This is a genomic window from Saccharopolyspora soli, from assembly GCF_022678645.1.
Classification (GTDB): Bacteria; Actinomycetota; Actinomycetes; order Mycobacteriales; family Pseudonocardiaceae; genus Saccharopolyspora; species Saccharopolyspora soli.
On the sequence record NZ_JALBWV010000001.1, the window covers coordinates 40,486 to 62,481 of the forward strand.

Below are 21,996 nucleotides of genomic sequence, written 5' to 3' on the forward strand. Positions count from 1 at the left end.
CGACGCCTCGCGTCGTCTTCAGGAAGCGCCGTTCGGGTGCTCTCCGGAGACCGGCCAGCGGCCATCGCCGCGCTCAGGACGTCGGTTCGACATCGGCCGAACTGCGAACGCCGCTCCCGCGCGATCACCCTGGCCCGGCTGGCCGAACTCCAGCTCGCGGACGGCCAACTCGAACGCGCCTGCGACACGTGGCACCAATTCCTCGACGACTACCCGTACCTTTCCTCGCGGCCTGCTGACGCCGCCCTGGCCGCGCTGCGTTCCTGCGTGCGCCCCTTCGCGGCGAATCCGGTCGCCGGTGTGCTCCTGCACAGAGCCGCGACGTGAGCACATTTCGGCACCGCACAGTTCGTCCACTGTGGAGTTCGGCGCGGTTTCGCCGTCGGACCGTGCCGCGCGGTCGTGATGGCGTGGTCTGAACCAGATGCCCGTTTGAGCGCGGCGGTGCGCTAGCATCGCGTGGCGGTCAACACGGCGAGGGGCGTGGATGAGATGGCGGACGGTGCCGACGCTGCGGAGGAACAGCGTGACGTCCCGTTGATTGACAGCAGCGTGCCGCACTCGGCGCGGATGTGGGACTTCTGGCTCGGCGGCAAGGACAACTACGAGGCCGACCGGCGGGCGGGCGAGACCGCGCGCGAAGCCTACCCCGGCATCGTCGACATCGCGCGCACCAGCCGGGAGATGCTCAGCCGCGCAGTGCGGTTCCTGGTGTGCGAGGCGGGTGTCCGCCAGTTCCTCGACGTCGGCACTGGGCTGCCCACCGCCGAGAACACCCACGAGATCGCGCAGAAGTACGCGCCGGAGAGCCGCATCGTCTACGTGGACAACGACCCGCTGGTGCTCACCCACGCCCGTGCGTTGCTGGTCGGCGCCCGCGAGGGCGCGACCGACTACCTGCACGCGGACGTGCGCGAACCGCAGTCGATCCTGGAGAACGCCGAGCGCACCCTCGACCTCTCCCGCCCGGTAGCGCTGATCCTGTTCGGGATCGTGGGACACATCGATGAACACGCGGAGGCGGTTTCGATAGTGCGGCGCCTGATGTCCGGGCTGGCCGCCGGGAGCTACCTCGCGCTGTACACCGGCACCGACGCCGACCCCGCACTGGTCGAGGCCGAGCGGCGCATCGGCGAAAACGGCGGGACGCCCTACCGGCTCTCCAACCCGGAGCAGGTCAACGAGCTCTTCTCCGGCCTGGAGATCATCGAACCCGGAGTGGTACCCGGCCCGCAATGGCGTCCGGAGGGACCCGTCGTCGATTCACCGGCCAAAACCGCTTCCCTCGGTGGCCTCGCGCGCAAGCCCTGATCCCTTAGTTCCCTGCATCGCGGTGTCGTCAGGGGTCGCTCGACTTGGCGCTGGCGGCGATGACGTGGCTCGCGATCAGGTCGTACATCTCCCGCACTAGCTCGTCAGCGCCCCCGAGAAGGTCGTACCCGTGATCCGCTCCCCGGATGTCGCGGTGCTCCCGCAGGACTCCGTCGCGGCGCAACGACTCGGCGTAGCGGACCCCCTCGTCGCGCAGCAGATCCAGTTCGGCGGTGATGACCAGCGCTGGCGCGACGCCGGTCAGGTCTCGGTCGTTCTCGCCGAGCGCGGGGGAGACCAGCGGATCGGTCCGCTGGGCCTTCTCCGGTGTGTAGGCGTTGTCGAAGATCTCGGCCATCCACGGCTTGAGGAACGGGCGCTCCGACCGGGTACGAGCGCGTAGCTTGTCCTTGCCCGAGGTCGCGAGATCCAGCGGCGGATAATGCAGGACCTGCAAGGAGATGTCGGGCCCGCCGAGGTCACGTGCCTGGCGCGCGACAGCGGCGGCCAGCGCCCCGCCCGCGCTCTGACCGCCGACGCTGACTCGGCACCTGTCCACGCCGAGGTCGGTGCCGTGCTCGCAGATCCAGCGGACGACCTCGTAGCAAGCTTTGGGTGGCATGGGGAAAGGATGCTGCGGCGCGACGGGGTAGTCCACGTTGATCACCGCCACGCCCGCGCGCGCCGCGAGGTAGCGGCACAGCGGATCGTCCTGCTCGGGATTGCGGATGACGAACCCGCCGCCGTGGAAGTTCACGTGCGCTGCCGGTGGGCTCTCGGTCCCGTCCGGCGGCAGGTACACCGTGGCGGGGACGGGCCCGTGGCCGGTCGGGATGCGCACCGAACGGGTCCGGCCGGGAATCTCGGGGAAGCGGACTTGTCCGCCCGTCTTGGCCAGGTGAGCGAGCGACTGGAACGCGGTCGCGGCCAACCGCGCCGCAGGAGGCCAGCTCAGGAACGACACACCGCCAACTTAGGTCGAGAGGTTGTTGCGCGCGCACGGCTTTACCTCGTCGCAACATTTCGCGATCATGATCGAAATCTTTGCGACGAAGGCTGGCTTTCCCCGAATGGAGGAGGTTTTCCCGATGGCGCCCGCGCCTACCGACGACGAACTCGACACCCTCATCCGAGCGCGCTTGGCGCTGCTCGGCATCGATCTCGACCAGCTCCCACCGGGCACTGCCGCCGACCCCGAGACCGGTGCACCTGGCCGGGACACCGCGTTGGAAAGCCTGCGTTCCTTCATGCGCACCACCGTCCTGCCGCTGGCCGCCTACCGATTCGGTGGCGATTCCGCGCTGGCGCAGCAGGTTGCGCCGCCGCAGCTCTACCCGTCCATCGCGACCGCTTGGACCCGATCATGACCGAACCGCTCGACCGGCGGGTGGACCGGCGCGGTTTTCTAGTCCGCACCGCCGCACTCGGCGTCACCGGAGCCGTGGCGTTGCCCGCCATCGCCGAGGCTGTGCCTGCCGCGAGTTCTCCGGCCCAACCCGCCGACGTCGAGCCGCGCGCGGAGGCGCTGGCCGATCCCACGGAGCTGACCATCGCCGAGGCCGCGACCCTGATCAGGCGCGGACGATTACGGCCAGAACAGCTGGTGGAGGCCTACCTCGGCAGGATTCACGCCCACGACGGCACTTACCAGGCGTTCAACCTCGTTCGCGAGGCCCAGGCGTTGGCCGAGGCCCGTGCGGCCGGGCAGCAGCGTCCACGTGGCCCGTTGCACGGAATCCCGTTGGCCCTCAAGGACAACTACTTCACCGCCGGGACGCGCACCACGGCGAATTCGTTCCTGTTCGCGGACTTCGTACCGCCCTACGACGCCACGCCCGTGGCGCGGTTGAAGGCGGCTGGCGCGATCGTGCTCGGCAAGACGCAGATGGGGCCACTGGCGACGACGCGTGCGACCACCCCGGACGGCCGGGTCACCACGGTCAACGCGTGGGCGCCGAACCGGCCCGAAGTCGATCCGGGTGGCTCGTCCACGGGAACCGCGACCGCCGTTGCCGGACGCATGGCGACTTCCGGCACTGGAACCCAGACCGGCGGATCGATCACCGCACCGTCGAACGCGCAGAACCTCACCGGCCTCAAGCCGACCATGGGCCGCGTGTCGCTGCACGGCATCGTTCCGCTGAGCTACACCCGCGATCACCCCGGCCCGCTGGCCAGGGACGCGCTCGACGCCGCGATCATGCTGTCCGCCATGGCCGGGCCCGACCCGCAGGACCCGCGCACCCAGGGCCTGCCGCAGGTTCCCGACCTGATCAGCGCGGCAACGCCGGTCACCAACGGCGGCAAGGTCCAGCTGCGCTGGCCGACCCGGATCGGCGTGATCCCCGGCTACATCTCGGGGGACCCGGCAACCGCGCAGGCCAGAGCGGCGTTCCTCGACACGCTCGGGAACATTCCGGGCGCCACCGTCGTCGACGTCTCGCTGCCGGATGAATGGGACCTGCTGACCGGCAACGCCTTCAACAACATCCGGTTGCCCGAACGCAGCGAGCCGTTCCTGCCGCAGTTGACCGACGACCTGCGCAAGTTCGGGGTGTCGGTGCTCGGCTGGTTGCAGGGCGCCCTGCTGGGCGCCGACGAGTTCCTGATCGGCCAGCGCGCCAAGCTCCTGCTGCTCGACCGGGTGCTGACGGATCTGTTCGCGCGGTGCGATGTCGTGGTGCAGACCGGCCCCGTGCCGTTCGACATCCTCGGCCTGCCGGAACTGGCGGTGCCGATCGGATTCACCTCGGATGGCCTGCCGATCGGCGCCGTCCTGGGCGGCTCGCCGTTCGCCGAGGACCGGTTGCTGTCGGTCGGGGCCGCCTACCAGGCGGTCACGGACTGGCACCGGCGTCGACCGACCGATCCCGCTGCGGTCAGCACCAAGCTGGCGCCCGCCGCGCAGCAGCGACTCGGCGCGGTGGACGTGGCGAACACCATGCAGTGACGGGAAAATCGACTGCTGGGTGCCCCGGCGCTCCCGGATTCATCCGGGACCTGCCGGGGTTTTGTCCTCCGTGGATGGATCAACCGGGGAGCCGGTCTGGTCCGTCGGTCAAGCGTCCTGGGCGTAGTCGGCGAGGATGTGCTTGATGATGCGTCGGGGCTCCTCGGCTTCCGGGGAGTCCTGGTCGAGGTGCGCGACGAGGGTGATCAGCGCCTTCCACAACGCCCAGCCCCGACCGCGCGCCCAGGTGGCCGGGTCGATGGCGAGAGCACGGCGGAAGGCATCCCGGCTTCGCCCGGACAGCAGCGTCCACGCGATGACGACGTCGCAGGCCGGATCGCCGATCCCGGTTCCGCCGAAGTCGATCACTGCGGCCAGCATTCCGTTCCGCACGAGCAGGTTTCCCACGGCGACATCGCCGTGGAACCAGACGGGCTCGCCCTGCCGAGCAGTCGAGACGGCGTCCTCCCAAACCGCGAGGACAGCGTCGCGAGGGATCTCGCTGCCCAACTCGGCGACCGAACGCAGTGTTTCGTCCGCATAGGTGGAAAGCGGGCCGCCCCGGAAGAAGTTGTGCGGGCCGGGCTCCGGGCCATCGGTGGGGTCGATCCTCCCCAGCGCCACCAGGAATTCCGCGAGCCTGGTCGCGAACGCCGCCAGGTCGCGGATGCGCGCTCCAGTCGCGGCGCGGCCGTCGAGCCAGCGGTACACCGACCATGAGTACGGGTAGCCATGTTCGGGCACGCCCTTGGCGACCGGAGCCGGAATGGGCAGTGGGAGTTGGGGAGCCAGCGCGGGAAGCCAGCGCTGCTCCTTTTCCACCGCCAAGGCGTACCAGTCGCCGCTGGGCAGCCGAATGGACAGTTCGTCGCCCAAGCGGAACGTCCGGTTGTCGTGGCCGGGGACCTCTACGGCGGTGACGGGAAGTTCCGCCCACTGCGGGAACTGGCTGTCCACCAGCCGACGAGCTAGATCCGCATCGATGACCGCGGCACCATCACCCATCGCACCTCCCTTCGCCGACCGTCCCCTGCTACGGCTCCCAGTTTGGACGATCGGGGCGTGCGACCGCATCCGGTTTTCCGTGCCGTGGCCGGGAATGGCTCACCTGCGCGGAAAACCGGGGACGTCACCGCTGCGCCGTCCGGGACACGGGCGTGCGTCGCTTCCACATGGTCGCGACCGCGATCAGCCCGATGAGGCATGTCGTTGCGACGAAGTAGTAGGGCGACCGGAGGTCGTGCGTTTCGCGCACCAGCCACGTCCCGACGTAGGGGGCGGTTCCCCCGGCGATGACCACGGAGACGTTGGTCGCCAGCGCGGTGCCGGTGTAGCGGACCTCGTCGTCGAAGAGTTGCGGCGTGACCGTGAAGGAGGCGACCTGCAGGAAGGACATGTTGACCACGATCGCGAGGTAGCCGATGGCGGCGAGCGCGAAATTGCCGAAGTCCATCAGCACCAGGCCCGGATAGGTGATGAGTGCGTATCCGGCGAGCCCGATGAGCGCGACGTTGAGCGAGCCGATGCGATCCGCCAGCGCACCGGTGAGCGGCATCAGCAGCACTGCGATGATGGTGACCGCCGCGGTCAGCCAGTACACCCACGACCTGGGGTAGTTGAGGTCGGTCACCAGGTAGATGCCGATGAACGTCGAGCCGATGTACGCCGCGCCTTGGACGCCGATGCCCAGTGCGGTGGCCTTCAGCAGGGCAGCCGGGTAGGACCGCAGCGCGGACACCAGCGGGAAGCCGTGCTTGCCGGATTGCCCGAGGTGCGGATTGGTGTCCGGGATCATGCGGCGGGCCAGGTAGCAGATGACGGTGAGCGGCAACCCGATGAGGAACGGGATGCGCCATCCCCAGCTCTCCAGTTGCTGCGTCGCCAGCAGACCGGACATGACACCGACAGCGGCCGACGCCACCGCGAAGCCAGCGTTCGTTCCCATCGGCACGAAGGCGCCGTAGCGCGCCTTCCGATCGCCAGGCGCCGCCTCCGCGATGACGGTCGCGGCACCACCGACCTCGCCGCCCGCGAAGAAGCCCTGCGCGATGCGGACGACGACGAGCAGCAGCGGCGCCAGCACCCCGGCCACCGCGTACGTCGGCAGCAAGCCAACCGCCGTGTTGGCCAGGCCGATGCCGACGACGGTGATGAGCAGGGCCCGTCGCCGCCCGAACTGGTCGCCGATCCAGCCGAAGACGATCCCGCCGACCGGTCGGATGATGTAGGAGAGGGCGAACACGGCGAGCACGGACAGCAGCGACGCCACCGGGTCCTGTCCGGGGAAGAACAACGGCGCGATGATCGTCGACACGTATCCGTAGAGGGCGTAGTCGTAGTACTCGATGAGCGTGCCGATCCCCCCGGCGAGGGCTACCCGCCGCACCCCGCTGGCGGTCCGGGCGGGTGCCGACTCGATGTCGCGGAGGCTCATGCGACTCCTCCGTCCGGCTGCGGCTTCGTTGCCGTTGTCATGTTTCCGCTCCAATGTCGTCGGTGCTGGCTGGTGGGCCGGGTCCGTCCACAGTGTCCGGTGCTGGTTCCGCGTGATCGCTCACTCGGTCGCGAACCTGTTGGCGTTCAATCGATTCCTCCAGCCGTCAGGAGCAGGCGCATGCGGTGTGCGGCGAGGTCGGGATCGGGGAACAGGCCGAGTTCGTCGGTGCGCACGAACAGGTCGCTGAGGTGTTGCAGCGACCGCATGCCTTCGCGTCCGGTGACCATCCGGAAGTGGTCCTGGTGGCCGGAGAGCCACGCGACGAACACGCAGCCCACCTTGTAGCGGTCAGCCGGTGCCTCGAACATCTTGACCGCCATCGGGATCGATCGGTTCATCGCGGCCGCGAACCCCTGCTCGTCACCGGCGTCGAGTGCGGCGAAGCCCGCGGCGGCGATGGGCGCGATCGGGTCGAGCACGCCGAGCAGGCCGTGGCTGTGGTGCACGCCGTCGCCGAGCAGCAGGTCCGTGTAGCCGTAGTCGTCACCGGTGAACACCTTGACCGAGCTCGGCAGTCGACGGCGGAACTCCTTTTCCAACTCGTCGTCGAGCAGGCTGAACTTGATGCCGTCGAGGTGTTCGGCGTTCTCCCGCGCCATCCGCACGACGACGTCCATCGCCTCGACCGGGTCCGAGTGTCCCCAGTAGCCGGTGAGCGTCGGGTCGAAGACCGGGCCCAGCCAGTGCACGATGGCCGGTCGGTCCGCCTTCGCGAGCACTTCCCGGTAGACCGACAGGTAGTCGTCCTCGGACCGGGCGGCCGAGACGAGTGCGTGGCTCGCTCGGAGCACCGCCGCACTTCCCTGCGCTTGGACGAATTCGAGCTGCTCGATGTAGGCGTCCACGATTTCCGCGAGCTCGGGACGCGGGGAGGTGAGCTGCTCGGTCCCGGCCCCCGCGACGACGGCGGCTCCTGCCTCGCGGGCGGCGGCCACGCCGAGCCTGATGAGTTCCTGGGCCTGCGGCCAATCCAGACCGCCGGGCCCGCGTTCCGAAGTGTCCATTCCTTCGGCGATCCCGATGCCGTAGCTGAACAGGTGCCGCCGGAACGCGATCGTCGCCTCCCAGTCCACCGGCGGCGCGACGCCGGGCGTGTAGTCGCCGCGGACATCGGCGACCACGTGCGCTGCGGCCAGCACGGTGCGCGACGTGAAGGGCGCCGGGTGGCGGGGGTAGTCGACGGGCTCGTGCATCACGTGGCGGGCGGTACCACCGTCCACGGTGGGCAGTAGGAGGTCGATCGCGGTGCGGGCTGTCACGGTTGATCTCCTCGGGGATGGGTCAGGACCACGCGGGTCGGTCGCCCGCGCGTTCGGCGTCCAGTTCCGAACCGATGGCGCGGCTGGCCTTCAGCTCGGCGATCCGCTCGGGGCTGACTCCGGCGGAGGCCAGGACGTCCTCGTTGTGCTCGCCCACCTTGGGCGGCACCAGTCGTAGGCGTGCTGGGGTGTCGGACAACGCCACCGGCATGCCGACCCACTTGACCGGACCGACACCGGCGACCTCCGCTTCGATCACGAGGCCGTTGTGCCGCACCTGCGGATCGTCGAAGACCGCGTCGTAGTCGTGCACGGGCGCGACGAGGACGTCTTCGGCTTCGAAGCGCGCCATGATCTCCGCGCGCGGGAACTTCCGGATGGCGTCGGCGAGCAAGCGGTGCGTTTCCTCGGCGTGCTCCCGCAATCCGTCGAGCGTCTGGAAGCGCGGGTCGTCCACGTGCTGCTGGTCGAGCCCGCAGGCGCGCGCCGCGCGCTTCCAGTGGTCGTCCACGTAGTACTCGCCGATTAGCGCGAACCACAGCCCGTCGGCGGTCTCGTAGTAGCCGTACAGCGCGGTGTTGAGTGGGTGGGCGATGCCCGCGGTCGGGCGCGGGTACCGCTGTCCGGTGTTGAGGTAGGTGGTGCCTTCCTGGAGGTGGCTGGTGATCGCCGCGTTCATCAGGTTCGAGTCGACGACCTGTCCTCGGCCGGTCCGCTCCCGCGCGGCGAGGGCGATCATCATGCCCTGGGCGAACTGCATGGAGGCGAGGTAGTCGATCATGAATGTGCCGGTGGGCACCGGGCCGGTCTCCGCGCTGCCGGTCAGGGCCATCAGACCGCTGATCGCCTGCGCCGCGAGGTCTTGGCCGCGGCGGTGCACGTACGGACCGGAAAGCCCGTACCCGGAGGCGTAGGCCACGATGATCCGCGGGTTGATCGCCGAGAGCTGGTCCCAGCCGAGCCCCAGCCGGTCCATGACACCGGGCCGGAAGTTGCTGGCGACGATGTCGGCGTCCTTGGCCAGCTCGTAGATGAGTTCTCGGCCCTGGTCGGACTTGACGTCGACGCTGATGCTCTTCTTGTTGCGGTTGGTCGCCGACCAGTGCGGGCTGAACCCGTTCGCGAGGAACGGCGGCTGGAACCGCCCGATCTCGCCGACGTCGATGCGTTCCACCTTGATGACTTCGGCGCCGAAGTCGGCGAGCACCTGGGTGGCCGACGGCCCCTGTTCCAGTTGCGTGAAGTCGAGGATGCGGATGCCCTCGAACGCGTCAGTCATTTCTACCTCGGCCTTTCTGCCACGAGATCGCGTTGCGGTCGCCCAGGTCCATCACGCGCACGACCGTCGACCCGTCCGGCGATTTGGTCCGCGTCCAACGGTTTTCGAGTGCGGTGAGCAGTGTTTCGGGCACCTGGAGCAATGAGCCGCCGCCTGTGGCTCCGCTCGGGACGAGCGCGGCGGCTGCCTCGGGCGGGAGTTGGAGGGAGCGCCGTCGGGCCCGCCCGGACGGCGCGGGATCGAGCGGTATCTCGGTTTCCTCGGCGCGGTGTCCGTTCCGGCTGCCGCGCGGCGCACTGGCTGTCACAGCATCACATCCCCACCGCAGACGTTGATGCACTCGCCGGTGATGTACGACGCGTCCGCCGAGGCGAGGAATGCCACGACCGCGGCGATCTCGTCGGGTCGCCCAGTCCGGCCGAGCGGGTTGGTCGCGATCCGGCGCTCGATCGTCGCCGCGGCGTTCTGCCCGGTGAGCTTCCCGACTTCGGCGCTGGCGTAGTCGGACAGCTCGGTGTCGATCCGGCCCGGCGCTACGGCGTTCACCCGAATCCGGCGCGGTGCCAACTCGGCGGCGAACGACTTCGTCAGGCTGAGCACGGCCGCTTTCGACGCTGCGTAGTTCGCCGAGAGCGCGTTCGGCAGGAGCCCCTGGATCGACGCGATCGTGACGATCGATCCCCCTGGACCGAGGCATCGCGCCGCGAGTTGCAGCGTGAGCAGCGCGCCTCGCGCGTTGACGTCCAGCACGCGGTCCCAGTCGGCCGTGCTCAGCTCGGTCACCGGGGCGAAGGTCTGGATCCCCGCGTTCGCGACGACGATGTCCAGCTGCCCGAGTCGTTGCGCGGCGCGCTCGACCATCGCGGCATCGGCGATGTCGAGCGGGAGCGACTCGGCGGTGCCGCCGCTGTCGCGCGCCGCCGCTGCCACAGCTTCGGCCTGCGTCGCGTCGATGTCCGCGACGACGACGTCCGCGCGCTCCGCAGCGAGCCGCTCGACGATGGCGCGTCCGATACCGCGACCAACACCGGTCACCAGCGCGCGCTTGCCGATGAATCGGGTCATCGGTCGGCCGCCTGCTCGCTCGCGTCGACCCCGCCGAGCGGCACCTTGGAGAGCAGTTCGACCTTCTGGCCCCGCTGGCACACGCGGCCGTCCTGGTCCACCACCTCGACGTCGAAGGTGACGATGGCCTGATCGGGGTTCGACCTGCTGTCGCGCATCTCGGCGACGGAGTAGTTCACGAAGATCGTGTCGCCGAGGAAGATCGGCGCGACGAACCGCCAGTCCTTGATGCCGAGGAACGCCACCGCCGTCCGGCGAAGCAGCTCGGTGCGCGGCCACATCAGGCCGTGCGCGTAGGCGAGTCCCAGCATTCCGTGCGCTATCCGCCGACCGAACTGGCTCGCCTCGGCGTAGACGTCGCTGGTGTGCACCTCGGAGAAATCTCCGGTGAGCCCGGCGAACCCGATCACGTCCGCGTCGGTGATGGTCCGCCCCGGACTCCGGAACGAGAGTCCGACGGACAGGTCCTCGTAGAGCAGTCCCTGCCGGGGAATCTCATGTGCCATGTGGCTTCCTTTCTCGCTGGTCGTCGGCCGCGCCGCAACGGCGCTGGCCAGCCGTTGCCGGTCCATCAGCTTCGGCGGGCAGGGGAGCGGGCGCACTTCGAGGCGTGCATGGCCGGAGCCGGTGCCCGCGTGAAATGGCGCAGTGTGCGGGGCGCCCGCCTCTGGTGTCGTGTGGACATGACGACCTCGTTGTCATTCATGGGGATGCGATGAGGGCTCGGGGCGGATCACGGGGGCGGGGCCGACGCCGTGATCCGGCGAAGAACTCGGGGTTTCCGCGTCCACGCGGAAGATCTGGGGCGGTGCCGACTGCGCGCCGAGACCACCGAGACACGTGCTGCGGGCATCCCGGTTCCTTCCTCCTCGCCGCGCCACGTCCGTCGTCGCCCAGGTTTCTCTGGAACGACCTTCAAGAGTGGAACACTGTTCTGATATCGTGTCAACGTACGTCCGGGACGCGGGTGCTCACAGTCATGCGGTCGATCCGTAGGCTGGCCGGGCGCTGGCACGACGGAGAGCGGGAGGCATGGCAACAGGAGCTTTGTCGCGGGGTTTGGCCGTACTGCAGTGCCTGATCGGCGCGACCGAAGGCGTGCCGCTGACGCGCATCGCCGAGTCCGTCGACCTGCCGAAGAGCGCGGCCCACCGGATCCTCGTGAGCCTCATCCACGAAGGCTTCGTGCAGCAGCTGCAACCGTCTGGGAACTACTGCTTGACACTGCGCATCGTCAGCCTCGGACTCCGGCACCTCGCCAGCAGCACCATTTTCGAACTCGCCGTCCCGGTCCTCGTCAGGCTCGCGAACGAGTCGGGACAGCTCGTGCGGCTGGGCCTCGTCGACGGGGAGCAGCTGCTGTGGGTCGCCAAGGCGCAGGGTGCTCGGGCTGGCCTGCGGTACGAGCCCGATCCCGATCACGGCTCGGAGATCCCGCTCGCGTCGTCGGCGAGCGGTCTGGCCTGGCTCTCCCAACTCACCGACGAGCAGGCGCTCCGGCTGGTGGCGCGGCAGGAACGCGACGACCGCCACCCCATCGGCCACAACGCACCAAAGACGTTGGTGGAGGTTCAGGCACGGCTGGACGAGACGCGCGCGGCGGGCTGGGCGCGCGTCCACGACAGCGTCGAGGAGGGGATCTCGGCGATGGCCGCGCCGCTCATCGATCCCGACAGCGCGGAGGCCATGGGCGTGGTGAGCATCGCTGGGCCGAGCCTGCAACTGACCGATGCCCGCATGGAACAGCTGGCGCCTCGTCTACAAGAGACGGTCGCGGAGCTGTCGGGTCTGGCCGTGAGCCTCTCGAACGAGGCCCGGTCGCGGAACCACGCCGAAGTGAGCGCGTAGGGGCGCGCGCCCCTACGCTCAGAGCGTCGACGTCGTGCGCTGCGACTCGCGAACGAACGCCGGGTCCAATTCGACACCCCACCCCGGTGCGGTGGGGACTTCCAGGGCACCGTCGACCACGCGCAGCATCGGTTCGTAGACGCCCTGCGTCCAGGGCGTTTTCTCGATGCTCCACTCCTGGTACTGCGTGCACGCTGGCATGGCCGCGGCGAGGTGCAGCGTGAACACCTGGAGCAGTGAGTCGTTCGCGCAGTGCGGGGTGCACGGGATGCCCGCCGCCTCGGCCAGGACTGCGACCTTGCGCGCCCGCGACACACCGCCGATGTAACCCACGTCTGGTTGCACGATGTCGACCGCGCGGCCGCTGATCATCCGGTGGAACTGCGGCAGCGAGATGTCCTGTTCCCCGCCGGAGACCGGAATGTCCAGCGCCGCCGCCACCTCGGCGGTGAGCTCGATCTCCGGGAACGGACACGGCTCCTCGAAGTGGAAGTAGCCGTGGTCCTCCAGCAGCCTGCCGACCCGGATCGCGCGGCCCACCGAGAAACCGCCGTTGGCGTCGGCTGACAGGTCCACCCCGTCGCCGAGGACTTGCCTGGTGTGCTTGATGATCCGCTCGGTCCGACCGGGAGCCGCATCGACGTCCCGGCCCATCGCGTCGCCCACGCGGATCTTCACCGCGCGGAACCCCTGCTCCGCGATGGCCTGTTGCAGGCGCTCGCCCTCGGCTTCCGGCGTGATGTCGCGCCGCATGCTGGAGGCGTAAACCGGCACCGAGGTTCTCGCGTGCCCGCCGAGCAGCTTGGACACCGGCCGACCGGTCACCTTGCCGAGGATGTCCCACAAAGCGGTGTCCACACCGGACAGTGCTCGGTGCAGGAAGCTGCTGGGGAACTTGTAGTGCACCCGCAGGCACTCGTCGACCAGCGCCTCCACGTCCCAGGGGTCCTTGCCCAGGAAGAGCGGCGCCACCATGGAATGCAGCACGTGGGCGCTGGTCCCGGCTTCGTACGGTGCGGTCTGCCCGATGCCTTCGACTCCGTCGTCGGTGCGGATCCGGACGATCGCCAGTTGTCCGCGGACCAGGGTCTCGATGCTGTTGATCTTCACAGGTGCTCCTTCAGCACGTCCACCAGGCAGGACCGCTGCGCGCAGCGGTCGAACCGGAAGCAGTCGGCCAGCGCGCGGGCCTGATCCTCGTCGATCCCTTCGAAGCAGCGGGCGAAGTCGTCGACCATCGGCTCGGCGAGCAGGATGTGCCGCACCAGCACGTGGATCCACTGCTGCTGCCCGAACGGCAGCGGATCGAAGTCCGGGAACTCCTTGGCGAAAGTGCGCTCGATCGGGTCGAGGATGTGCCGTACGCCGGTGTCCAACCCGCCCCAGACGTCGACGCCGAGCCGGGTCTTCTTGTCCAGCACGGGCGCGATCCGCCGCAGGTAGGCGGAATCCGCCGCGACGTGCGCGATGCCCTGCAACCCGATGTCCTTGTAGGTCCACAGGCTCCAGCCCGCACCGTGCTCGTCGTAGATGTCGAGCTGGTCGGCGAGCACCCGGTAGCGGGCGTCGTCGCGGTCCGGGACACCGCTGTACATCGGGCCGAACTCGCCGACCCAGATCGGCGTTCCGGTGCGGCGCATGTACTCGGAGCGCTGCAGGAACCGGGATTCCAGGTACGCCCGGTCGACGTACTGGCCTCGGGAAATCCCCGGATAGTCACCGCTGTCCGCGAAACCGGCCAGTGCGTAGTCGTGCACCGTGTAGACCGTGTTGGGCCACGGCTCCCGGAACAGGTCGAACTCGGTGGCGTGCCGGTTGCCGTCGAGGTATATGACGTGGTCCGGGTCAACCGCGCGGATGGCGTTGTGCAGGCGCTGGTAGAACGGACCGATCGTCGCGCCGTCGGAATCGGCGGGCTCGTTGAGCGGGTTGTACCCGGCCACCCACGGGTTGTCCCGGTACCGGTCGGCCAACGCCTCCCACAAGTGCACCACGCGGTCTTGGAAGTGGCGGTGCTGCCAGAAGAACGACCGGTGGGTGGGATTGTCGCTGTGCCAGCGCTGGTTGTGGAAGCCGGGTGCCGCGTGCAGGTCGAGCACCGTGTACAGGCCGTTGCGGGCGCAGGTCTCGACCGCCTTGTCCAGCAGCCGGAAACCCTCCTCCTTGAGTTCCATCGGCCGGTCGTCGTCCTCGAAATGCCGGTAGTGGAACGGCACCCGGACGCAGTTCATGCCGATCTCCGCGAGGAACCGCGCGTCCTCGTCGGCGAAGAACACGTCGAGGAAGCGGTCGAAGAACGCGTGGTAGACCTCCTCGCCGAGGACCCGCCGAAGGGCCTTGCGCTGCAACTCCTCGGTGGCCGGATAGCCGGTGATGAAGTTCTCCATGTTCATCCACCCGCCGAGCCCCACCCCGCGCAGCCGCACCGGATCACCGGCTGCGGTGGCGAGGTGGTCGCCCTCGACGCGGACCATCGCTGACTTGTCGTGCATGATCTTCCGATCTCCTCGGGGAGATTCCACACGGCGCTGGGCCGTGGGGCTTCCACAGTTCGTCTTCGCTCTTGCTATGCAGCGGCTGAGGTTCCGCCACCCGCACCGCTGCGCAACGGAGTTTCAATGGATCAAGGCATCATTTGCTGAAACCGGCTGTCAGGCCGCGTACCAGGTAGCGGCGGCCCAGCACATACGCGGCCAGCATCGGGAGGGTGGAGAGCACCACCGCCGCCAGCACTGCGGGGACGTTCACGGTGAACTCGCCCTGGAACGTCCACAGCGCCATCGGCAGCACCCGTTGCTCCGCGCTCTGCGTGAGGATCAGCGGGAACAGGAAGCCGTTCCACACGTGCAGGGCGTCGTAGATGCCGACCGTCACCAGCGCGGGTCGGGTCAGCGGAACCACCAGGCTCCACAGCATGTGCCGGTCGGTGGCGCCGTCCAGGCGCATCGACTCGAACAGTTCCTTCGGGATGTCGCGGATGAAGTTCGCCAGGATCAGCACGGTGATCGGCACCGCGAAGCCGATCGACGGCAGCACCAGTGCCAGCAGGCTGTCGTACAGGTGCGCACGCGTGATCATGTAGTACAGCGGGATGATCGTGGCGTGCACCGGGATCGCCAGGCCCAGCAGGAACACCGAGAACGCGGAGCGGACGAACCTGCCTTCCCCGCGCACCACGGCGTAGGCCGCCATCAGCGAGATCGTGACCGTCGTGACCACCGAGGCCAGCGTGACGATGACGCTGTTGAGGAAGTAGCGGCCGAAGCCGCTGTGCAGCACCAGCGCGTAGTTGTCGAACGAGATGCTGGTCGGCGGAGCCAGCGGGTTGCTGGCGAAGAAGCCGCTTTCGGTGCGCAGGCTGGAGATCACCACGTAGTAGATCGGCAGGATGATGACGGCCAGCCAGATGAATCCGCCGAGACCGGCCAGCACGTTCGGGGGTTGGCGCACGACGCGCCTGCGCCGCGCGGCGGCCGAGCGCGCGGACGAACGTCCGGGTGCGACGGCGGTGGTCGGGACGGCCATCAGAGCCCTTCCTGCTCGCTGCTCATCCGGGCGAAGCCGGAGAACCTGGTCAGCACGAACGCCAGACCGAGCCCGATCACGACCAGGATGACTGCCAGCACGCTGGCGGCCCCCATGTCGTTGGCGGTGAACCCGGTGAGGTACATGTCCAGCGGCAGCATCCGGGTCGCGTTGCCCGGTCCGCCGCCGGTGAGCACGAAGACCACGTCGAAGTAGGTCAGCGAACCGGTGACCATGAGCGTGGAGGACGTGACGATGGTGTACCGCAGCTGCGGCAGCGTGATGTAGCGGAACTGCTTGAGCCGCCCGGCGCCGTCGATGGTCGCCGCCTCGTAGAGCGAGTCCGGGATCTGCCGCACCGCGGCCTGGTACAGCAGGGTGTGGAACGGCACGAACTGCCAGGCGATCACGAAGACGACCACGTACAGCACCAGATCCGGATCACCCAGCCAGTCCTGCGACAACATGCCAAGGCCCGGTGCGGCACCCAGCCCGAAGTTCGGGTCGAGGACGGCCTTGAAGGCGATCGCCACGGCGGCCGAGGAGAGCAGCAGCGGCAGGAAGTAGAGCACCGCGAGCACCGCGCGGTAGCGCTGCGTTCCGGCCGTGAAGACCCCGAGCAGCAGGCTGATCGGGGTCTGCACCAGCCACGAGGCGATCATGATCTTCAGCGTGAGCAGCAGCGCGCCGCCGGTCACCGGATCGCTGAGGACGCTGGTCCAGTTGCCCAGACCCTCCCAGCCGACCTCGCCCAGCCCGTCCCAGCGCACGAAGCTCAGCACCACGGCGCCAGCCAGCGGAACGAGGGCGAACACGACGAAGAACGCGAGAGCTGGCACGGCCAGCAGGCCGTTCGCGCTGGCGTTCGTGCGGCGGACCGCGGCCCTGCCGGAGGTGAGGACTGACACGTCGAATCCGCCTTCAGCTCTTGATCGTGGCGTTCATGTTGGCCGCGAACTCCTCGGGGCTGATCTGCCCGAGGAAGATCTGCTGGAGGTTCGTCAGCAGCGCATCGCCCTGCGCGGGACTGAGCGCTTGGTCCAACGAGAGCTGGAAGTTCGGCGCCTTCGCGGCCAGTTCGTAGACGGTGCCGAAGTACTGCGGGTCGCTGGACTTGGCGATCTCGTCCTCGATCCCGGCCACCGGCGGCACGTTGCCGACGGCGAGCAGATCGGCCGCGTACTGGTCGTTGAGCAGGTTGCTCTTGATGTAGTCGCGGGCCACCTGCTTCTCCTGCTCGGTCGCGCTGGCGGCGATCGACCAGAAGTTGGTCGGGTTGCCGACCACGTTGGCCGGATCGCCCTTGCCGCCCTCGACGGCGGGGAACGGGACGTAGCCGAGCTTCCCGGCGGTGATGAAGTCGGGGTCGGCGGTCTGGATCGTCTGGTAGGTCGCGGGCAGGCCCAGGCTCATCGCAGCCTTGCCGGTGTAGAGCAGGGCGACGTCGGCACCGCTGTCGGCGGAGATCGAGGAGAAGCCCTTGACGAAACCGCCTGCGTTGACCAACTGTTGGATCTTCCGGGTCGCTTCCAGCACCGCCGGGTCGGACCAGGCCCCCGGCTTGTTGGCGACCACGTTGTTCAGCACCTCGGGCCCGCCGATGCGGTCGACCAGGTACGCCAACCACGGCAGCAGCGGCCACTTGGCCTGGCCGCCGACGGTGAACGGAGCGATCCCCGCGGCCTGGAACCTCGGCACCAGGGCCATCAGCTCGCCCCAGGTCTTCGGCGGCTGGGCGCCGATGCGGGCGAAGAGATCCTTGTTGTAGTAGACCATCACCGGCTTCACACCGTTGTTCGGCAGTGCGTAGGTGCGGCCGTTGACCTGCCCGGCCGCGGCGATCGAGGGCAGGAAGCGGTCCTTGAGCGCGGGGTCGGCGGCGAGGTCGGTGAGGTCGTCGACGGAACGAGCGTCTACATAGGACTTCAGTACGCCGCCGCCCCAACCGTAGACCAGCGTGGGTGCGTCACCCGCACCGACCGCGGTGCGGATCTTCTGCTTGTACGGGTCGTTCGCGAATGCCTGGATGCCGAACCGGCGGTCCGGGTGGCTGTTGTTCCAGGCATCGAAGGAGTTCCGGAAAGCCTGCTGCGTGACACCGTTGAGGATCCAGACGGAGGCGGTGCCATCGCCGCCGCCCGCGTTGTTGCCCGCCTGCGGTCCTGACGTGCCACAGGCGGCGGCTCCTGTCAGGAGCACGGCGAAACCGGCCGCCAGCAGTGTCCTTCGCGACGCCTTCATGCTGCCCGCCTCTCTGCCCCGGTCACGGCGGCGTGCCCGAGGACGTCGTAGTAGCGCGGCCCCGGAGCCCAGGCGACTGGCATCGGTGCCTTGCCTCTAGCTGGCGAAGCGAGGTCCTGCGCGGGCGACGACAGCGTCGTGCGAACCCGCATGGGCACGCAGGGCGTCAACGTCGTCCGTCGGCCGGGCGCTGCGGACAGGACCCGGCTCGCCTCGATTCGCGGACATCGTGCAGTGCCCGCGGATGCGGTGTCAATCGTTATCGACAACGTTATCGATAACGTTCTATACCTAGTAGCATTCAGGTGTGAGCAACAGCCGTGTGACCATCCGCGACGTCGCCGCGCAGGCAGCCGTGTCGGTGGCGACCGTTTCCAAGGTGCTCAACGATCGCCACGGCGTGGCGGCCAGCACCGTCGAGCGGGTGCGTGCGGTGATCGCCGAGCTCGGCTACGAGTCGAGCCTGGTGGCTCGCAGCCTGCGCAACCACCGCACGAACGTGATCGGAATCCTGGTGTGGGACATCGAGCCGTTCAGCGCCGAACTGCTCAAGGGTGCCGCCCGCGCCATCCGGGGGACCGGCTACGAGTTGGTCGTCTACTCGGCTGGCCGGGAAGGCGCCGACCAGGTGGGCTGGGAACGCCGCTACCTGTCCCGGCTGTCCGGGACGCTGATCGACGGGGCGGTGATGGTGACGCCCACCGTGCTCACGCCGGAGTCCAGTGCGCCAGTGGTGGCCGTCGATCCGCGCGTCGGCGGACAGGGTGTTCCGGCGGTGGATTCGGACAACTTCCACGGCGCCCAACTGGCCACCGAGCACCTGATCGGTCTGGGCCACCGGCGGATCGGCTTCCTCGGTCGGCCGCCACGCGACCTGGAGTCCGCGCGACGGCGCGAGGAGGGGTACCGCAGCGCGCTGGAAGCGGCGGGCATCGACGCTGACCCGGATCTGATCGGCGTCGCCGGGTACGACGAGGAGACCACCCGGGACGCCGCCCGACGATTGCTGTTGCTGCCGGAGCGGCCGACGGCGATCTTCGCGGCGAACGACCTGTCGGCTATCGCCATCATGGACGTCGCGCTGACGCTGGGCATGCGGGTGCCCGCCGACCTGTCGATCGTCGGTTTCGACAACGTTCCGGAAAGCCGCATGACGCAGCCCGCCCTGACCACGATCGACCAGCCGATCCAGCTGATGGGCCAGCGGGCGATCGAAATGCTGGTGGAGATGCTCGCCGGACGCGAGCTCGCCGAGCCGCACGTCCGCCTGCCAACCCGGCTCCTGGTGCGCGACTCATGCGCTGTGCCGCCCGCGCGAACCGACGACGTCAGGCCGGACGAACGACTGGAAACCGGCTGACCGCCCGTGGTCAGCCGCTGCTGGCGGTGGCTTTGACGCCGCCGATCTCGCCGTTGCGGAACGCGTCCACGAACAAGCGGTGGTCGTCGCGCACCACGTCGGCGTAGCGGAGCGCGAAGTCGGCCAGCCAGGCGGTGAACTCCGCCTCGCGCCCGCCGACGACTGTCGTGATCGCGTCCTCGGTCTGGAACCGCACCAAGCGGTTGTCCGACTGGGCATCCGAGACGCAGTGCACCTTGGCCATCGCCCTGCCGAGGAAGTCCAGCACCGGGAGGATCTCTTCGGGCTCGGTCAGGTCCTGCCAGTCCAGATCCGACTCGTACGGCGACAGTTCGTCGACGACGTAGCCGACACCGTCGATCTCGGTGTAGCCCAGCAGCGGGTCCGCGTGCGCCTGCAACGCGCGCTGGGACACCGCGGTGCGATGGCCGTGGTGGAGGAAGTAGTCGCGGATGTGCTCGTCGGTCACCACCCGCGACGGCGCGGCCACGTTGCCCTGCTTCATGGACAGGACGGTGTCGTTCTCCAGCGCTTCGGTCGGCCCCTCGATGAGGATGTTGTAGGCGGGTAGGCCAGCGCTGCCGATGCCGAACCCGCTGCTGCCGACTACGTCCTTGATCGTGTAGGCGACATCCCGCATCCGGTTCTCCGGTGGAATCGTGGCCAGGTAGCGCTGGAAAGCGGCCTCGACCTTCTCCCGCTCCGCCGCACCGAGTCGGCGAACCCCGCTGCCTGCTCGGAAACGGCGGTCGTAACCCTCGGCTTCGGTCATCCTGTCCAACATCGCGGTCCTGCTGCTCAACCGCGTCTGCTGCAGCAACTCGTGGATCGTGCCCTCGGTGGTCGCCAGCCGCAGCGAGTACTGCGAGTCGCCGTCGGCTTCGGAGAAGATCCGCACCTGGTCCAGATAGGACGTGGCAGCGTGTTCCACGAACGCGATGATGTCGTCGTCGGGCAGGGCCTTGCTCCACCCCAGCAGCGCCACGCTCGCCGCGAAGCGCTGCAGATCCCACGTGAAATGTCCGAGATACGCCTCGTCGAAGTCGTTGACGTCGAAGACCAGCACTCCGGACCCGTCCATGTACGTGCCGAAGTTCTGCGCGTGCAGGTCGCCCTGGATCCACACCCGACTCGTGCGCTCGTCCGCCCATGGATCTGCCAGGCGCACCACATCGGCGTAGAACAGGCAGGCGCTGCCCCGGTAGAAGGCGAACGGATCCGCGGCCATCTTCCGGAATTTCGTCCGGAATGCCGCTGGATCCCGGTCCATCAACTCGGCGAAGGTGCTGACCAGGGTCTCGCTGATCCAGGCTCGACGTACTGCGGGCGTGTCGGCGTCGAGAAGACGCGCAAGCTCAGGCATGGCAAACCTTCCGTGCACCCATCGCCTCCAAGCTTAGCTTGCGAGCGGAGCACCCGAACGTGACCTGGTTTCGGACGATTTGGCACTCGGTGTCCGCTTTGGTGGTCAGAATCCGTTGTGCGGCAAAACTTTTCGTTGGTCGAACGCCATTGCCAAGAAGACCGGAGGACGCCTGGTGGTCACCTGCGCAGCAACGCCGCGCGTAGGCGCCCACCCGCAGCGGCGACGACGAGTGGTTGCCCCGGAAACGGGAACAGCACCCACGAGCGGTGCTCCGCCGATCGTCCGGTGGATCCAGTGGTCACGTAGCGGCTCGCTGGTGCTGCGCTGGTCCGCTCAAAGTGGACGATCCGGGTTTCGTCGGCACGCGCGGAGAATCTCCGACGGGGGACTAGTTGAGGGTGAAGCGCAGCGAGATCCGACGCGAATGCCGCCGCGGCCAAGCCCGCAGGATCCCGTGGTGCTCCGCGGGCCACCGGCAGATGATCACGTTCAGCGGGCGTCCGAACTGATCCATCAACCGGACCAGGAACCCCTCGGTGTGCGCCGAATCGAACGGCCCGACCCGAGCCTGGAAGAACACCGCGCCGCGATTGGAGATCGCCTGCAGCACGTTGACGTCGCCGAAGTAGTTCCGGAATCCGGTCAGGAGGTTCTTCTTCCGAGTGGCCCCGGTCCGCTCGGGCGCGGCGTGCGGTAGCGTCCAGGCCACCCAGAGCACCTCGGCCTCCGGTATCCACGCCTCGTCCACGGCCGCCACAGCCCGCTGGCGCGGTACCACGGCCGTCACCCGAGCGCGCATCATCTCCCTCAGGTAGGGCTCGTCGATCAACCCCCAGCGCGCCAAGTACTGGCCAACGGTCGCCGGACTGAGCAGGATTCGGTACTCGCGGTTCACCAGTTCGGCCACGGCTTGCCGGGTCCACAACGCGTGGGGCAGGTCGTGCTCGTCGGGGGTGCCTGCGGCGATCGTCTTGACGGTCCACGCCTGTTGCGCCGGGGACAGCGCGAGCTGCTCACCCGGTCGCCGACCGCGGACCTTCGGGCGGAAGGACTCCTCGCCCGTTCGCCGGTAGGCCCGCAGCCACGCACCGACCGTCTTGCGGGACACCCCGAGCAGGCGCGCCACCTCCGTTCGGGAGGATCCCGATTCGACTGCGGCCACGGCCCGCCTGCGCAGCTCCTCCAGCGCTTCCGGGGAAAGATTGCGAGCGTCACGTGCGGTCATCATGCTCAAGCCCTGAAGTCTGCCGGATGTCCGGTCAACACCAGGCATCCGTGAGTGAATGATTGATCAC

21 protein-coding genes are annotated in these 21,996 nt (G+C 68.5%); 6 read left to right on the plus strand and 15 right to left on the minus strand.

Translation table 11 applies throughout. The annotated features are described in order from the left end of the window. Positions 1–36 precede the first annotated feature (36 nt). The gene (locus MOQ72_RS00160) at positions 37–327 is read left to right on the plus strand and encodes a tetratricopeptide repeat protein (RefSeq protein WP_242179611.1); all 291 of its coding nucleotides are present in this window, start codon (positions 37–39) and stop codon (positions 325–327) included. A gap of 132 nt (positions 328–459) precedes the next feature. Beyond that, positions 460–1,311: an SAM-dependent methyltransferase gene (locus MOQ72_RS00165; protein ID WP_242179613.1), complete on the plus strand. Its 852-nt coding sequence runs from the start codon at positions 460–462 to the stop codon at positions 1,309–1,311. Between the two features lie 28 nt (positions 1,312–1,339). Here the strand turns inward: MOQ72_RS00165 and MOQ72_RS00170 are convergent, their stop codons facing one another. Further along, positions 1,340–2,275, minus strand: a complete 936-nt coding sequence (locus MOQ72_RS00170) for an alpha/beta hydrolase (RefSeq protein ID WP_242179621.1) — start codon at positions 2,273–2,275, stop codon at positions 1,340–1,342. 124 nt (positions 2,276–2,399) lie between these two features. Between MOQ72_RS00170 and MOQ72_RS00175 the strand changes: the two genes are divergently transcribed. Both MOQ72_RS00175 and MOQ72_RS00180 read left to right on the plus strand, forming a co-directional pair. Next, the gene (locus MOQ72_RS00175; protein WP_242179623.1) at positions 2,400–2,678 is read left to right on the plus strand and encodes a hypothetical protein; all 279 of its coding nucleotides are present in this window, start codon (positions 2,400–2,402) and stop codon (positions 2,676–2,678) included. Next, a complete protein-coding gene (locus MOQ72_RS00180; protein WP_242179626.1) occupies positions 2,675–4,261 on the plus strand; it encodes an amidase in 1,587 nt (528 codons plus the stop codon). Before MOQ72_RS00175 ends, MOQ72_RS00180 begins: the two co-directional genes overlap by 4 nt. 108 nt (positions 4,262–4,369) lie before the next feature. On the opposite strand, the gene MOQ72_RS00185 is transcribed toward MOQ72_RS00180, so the two are convergent. The 7 genes from MOQ72_RS00185 to MOQ72_RS00215 form a co-directional block, all read right to left on the minus strand. After that, the gene (locus MOQ72_RS00185) at positions 4,370–5,266 is read right to left on the minus strand and encodes an aminoglycoside phosphotransferase family protein (RefSeq protein ID WP_242179627.1); all 897 of its coding nucleotides are present in this window, start codon (positions 5,264–5,266) and stop codon (positions 4,370–4,372) included. A 124-nt stretch (positions 5,267–5,390) separates the two neighbouring features. Then, entirely contained in the window at positions 5,391–6,695 is a 1,305-nt protein-coding gene (locus tag MOQ72_RS00190) for an MFS transporter (RefSeq protein WP_242179629.1), read from the minus strand. A gap of 146 nt (positions 6,696–6,841) precedes the next feature. Next, positions 6,842–8,017 (minus strand): DUF993 family protein, encoded by a 1,176-nt coding sequence (locus MOQ72_RS00195; protein ID WP_242179631.1) that lies wholly within the window; start codon positions 8,015–8,017, stop codon positions 6,842–6,844. A gap of 22 nt (positions 8,018–8,039) precedes the next feature. After that, positions 8,040–9,296 (minus strand): CaiB/BaiF CoA transferase family protein, encoded by a 1,257-nt coding sequence (locus MOQ72_RS00200; RefSeq protein WP_242179640.1) that lies wholly within the window; start codon positions 9,294–9,296, stop codon positions 8,040–8,042. Then, complete coding sequence (locus MOQ72_RS00205; protein ID WP_242179643.1) at positions 9,289–9,603, minus strand: hypothetical protein; 315 nt, start codon at positions 9,601–9,603, stop codon at positions 9,289–9,291. The genes MOQ72_RS00200 and MOQ72_RS00205 overlap by 8 nt, the downstream gene beginning before the upstream one ends. Further along, complete coding sequence (locus MOQ72_RS00210) at positions 9,600–10,361, minus strand: SDR family NAD(P)-dependent oxidoreductase (protein WP_242179645.1); 762 nt, start codon at positions 10,359–10,361, stop codon at positions 9,600–9,602. The genes MOQ72_RS00205 and MOQ72_RS00210 overlap by 4 nt, the downstream gene beginning before the upstream one ends. Further along, positions 10,358–10,867: a MaoC/PaaZ C-terminal domain-containing protein gene (locus tag MOQ72_RS00215; RefSeq protein ID WP_242179646.1), complete on the minus strand. Its 510-nt coding sequence runs from the start codon at positions 10,865–10,867 to the stop codon at positions 10,358–10,360. Before MOQ72_RS00215 ends, MOQ72_RS00210 begins: the two co-directional genes overlap by 4 nt. Before the next feature lie 526 nt (positions 10,868–11,393). On the opposite strand from MOQ72_RS00215, the gene MOQ72_RS00220 reads away from it, so the two are divergent. Continuing rightward, positions 11,394–12,209, plus strand: coding sequence for an IclR family transcriptional regulator (locus tag MOQ72_RS00220; protein WP_242179649.1), 816 nt, complete (start codon positions 11,394–11,396; stop codon positions 12,207–12,209). An 18-nt stretch (positions 12,210–12,227) separates the two neighbouring features. On the opposite strand, the gene MOQ72_RS00225 is transcribed toward MOQ72_RS00220, so the two are convergent. The 5 genes from MOQ72_RS00225 to MOQ72_RS00245 form a co-directional block, all read right to left on the minus strand. Further along, complete coding sequence (locus MOQ72_RS00225) at positions 12,228–13,319, minus strand: mandelate racemase/muconate lactonizing enzyme family protein (protein ID WP_242179651.1); 1,092 nt, start codon at positions 13,317–13,319, stop codon at positions 12,228–12,230. Continuing rightward, complete coding sequence (locus tag MOQ72_RS00230) at positions 13,316–14,701, minus strand: glycoside hydrolase family 5 protein (RefSeq protein WP_242179653.1); 1,386 nt, start codon at positions 14,699–14,701, stop codon at positions 13,316–13,318. The genes MOQ72_RS00225 and MOQ72_RS00230 overlap by 4 nt, the downstream gene beginning before the upstream one ends. A 139-nt stretch (positions 14,702–14,840) precedes the next feature. After that, positions 14,841–15,734 carry a carbohydrate ABC transporter permease gene (locus MOQ72_RS00235; protein ID WP_242179655.1) on the minus strand — a complete coding sequence of 298 codons (894 nt, stop codon included), beginning with the start codon at positions 15,732–15,734 and terminating at the stop codon, positions 14,841–14,843. Continuing rightward, on the minus strand, positions 15,734–16,642 hold the full coding sequence (locus tag MOQ72_RS00240) for a carbohydrate ABC transporter permease (protein ID WP_242179657.1): 909 nt from the start codon (positions 16,640–16,642) through the stop codon (positions 15,734–15,736). The genes MOQ72_RS00235 and MOQ72_RS00240 overlap by 1 nt, the downstream gene beginning before the upstream one ends. Positions 16,643–16,655: 13 nt before the next feature. Next, positions 16,656–17,975: an extracellular solute-binding protein gene (locus MOQ72_RS00245; protein ID WP_242179659.1), complete on the minus strand. Its 1,320-nt coding sequence runs from the start codon at positions 17,973–17,975 to the stop codon at positions 16,656–16,658. Between the two features lie 307 nt (positions 17,976–18,282). Here MOQ72_RS00245 and MOQ72_RS00250 point away from each other — a divergent pair, with 307 nt between their 5' ends. Then, a complete protein-coding gene (locus MOQ72_RS00250) occupies positions 18,283–19,335 on the plus strand; it encodes a LacI family DNA-binding transcriptional regulator (RefSeq protein WP_242179661.1) in 1,053 nt (350 codons plus the stop codon). A 10-nt stretch (positions 19,336–19,345) separates the two neighbouring features. On the opposite strand, the gene MOQ72_RS00255 is transcribed toward MOQ72_RS00250, so the two are convergent. Together MOQ72_RS00255 and MOQ72_RS00260 are read right to left on the minus strand one after the other, a co-directional pair. Then, positions 19,346–20,698: a DUF2252 domain-containing protein gene (locus MOQ72_RS00255; RefSeq protein ID WP_242179663.1), complete on the minus strand. Its 1,353-nt coding sequence runs from the start codon at positions 20,696–20,698 to the stop codon at positions 19,346–19,348. A 391-nt stretch (positions 20,699–21,089) separates the two neighbouring features. Then, positions 21,090–21,929, minus strand: coding sequence for a helix-turn-helix domain-containing protein (locus MOQ72_RS00260; protein ID WP_242179958.1), 840 nt, complete (start codon positions 21,927–21,929; stop codon positions 21,090–21,092). Between the last annotated feature and the right edge of the window lie 67 nt (positions 21,930–21,996).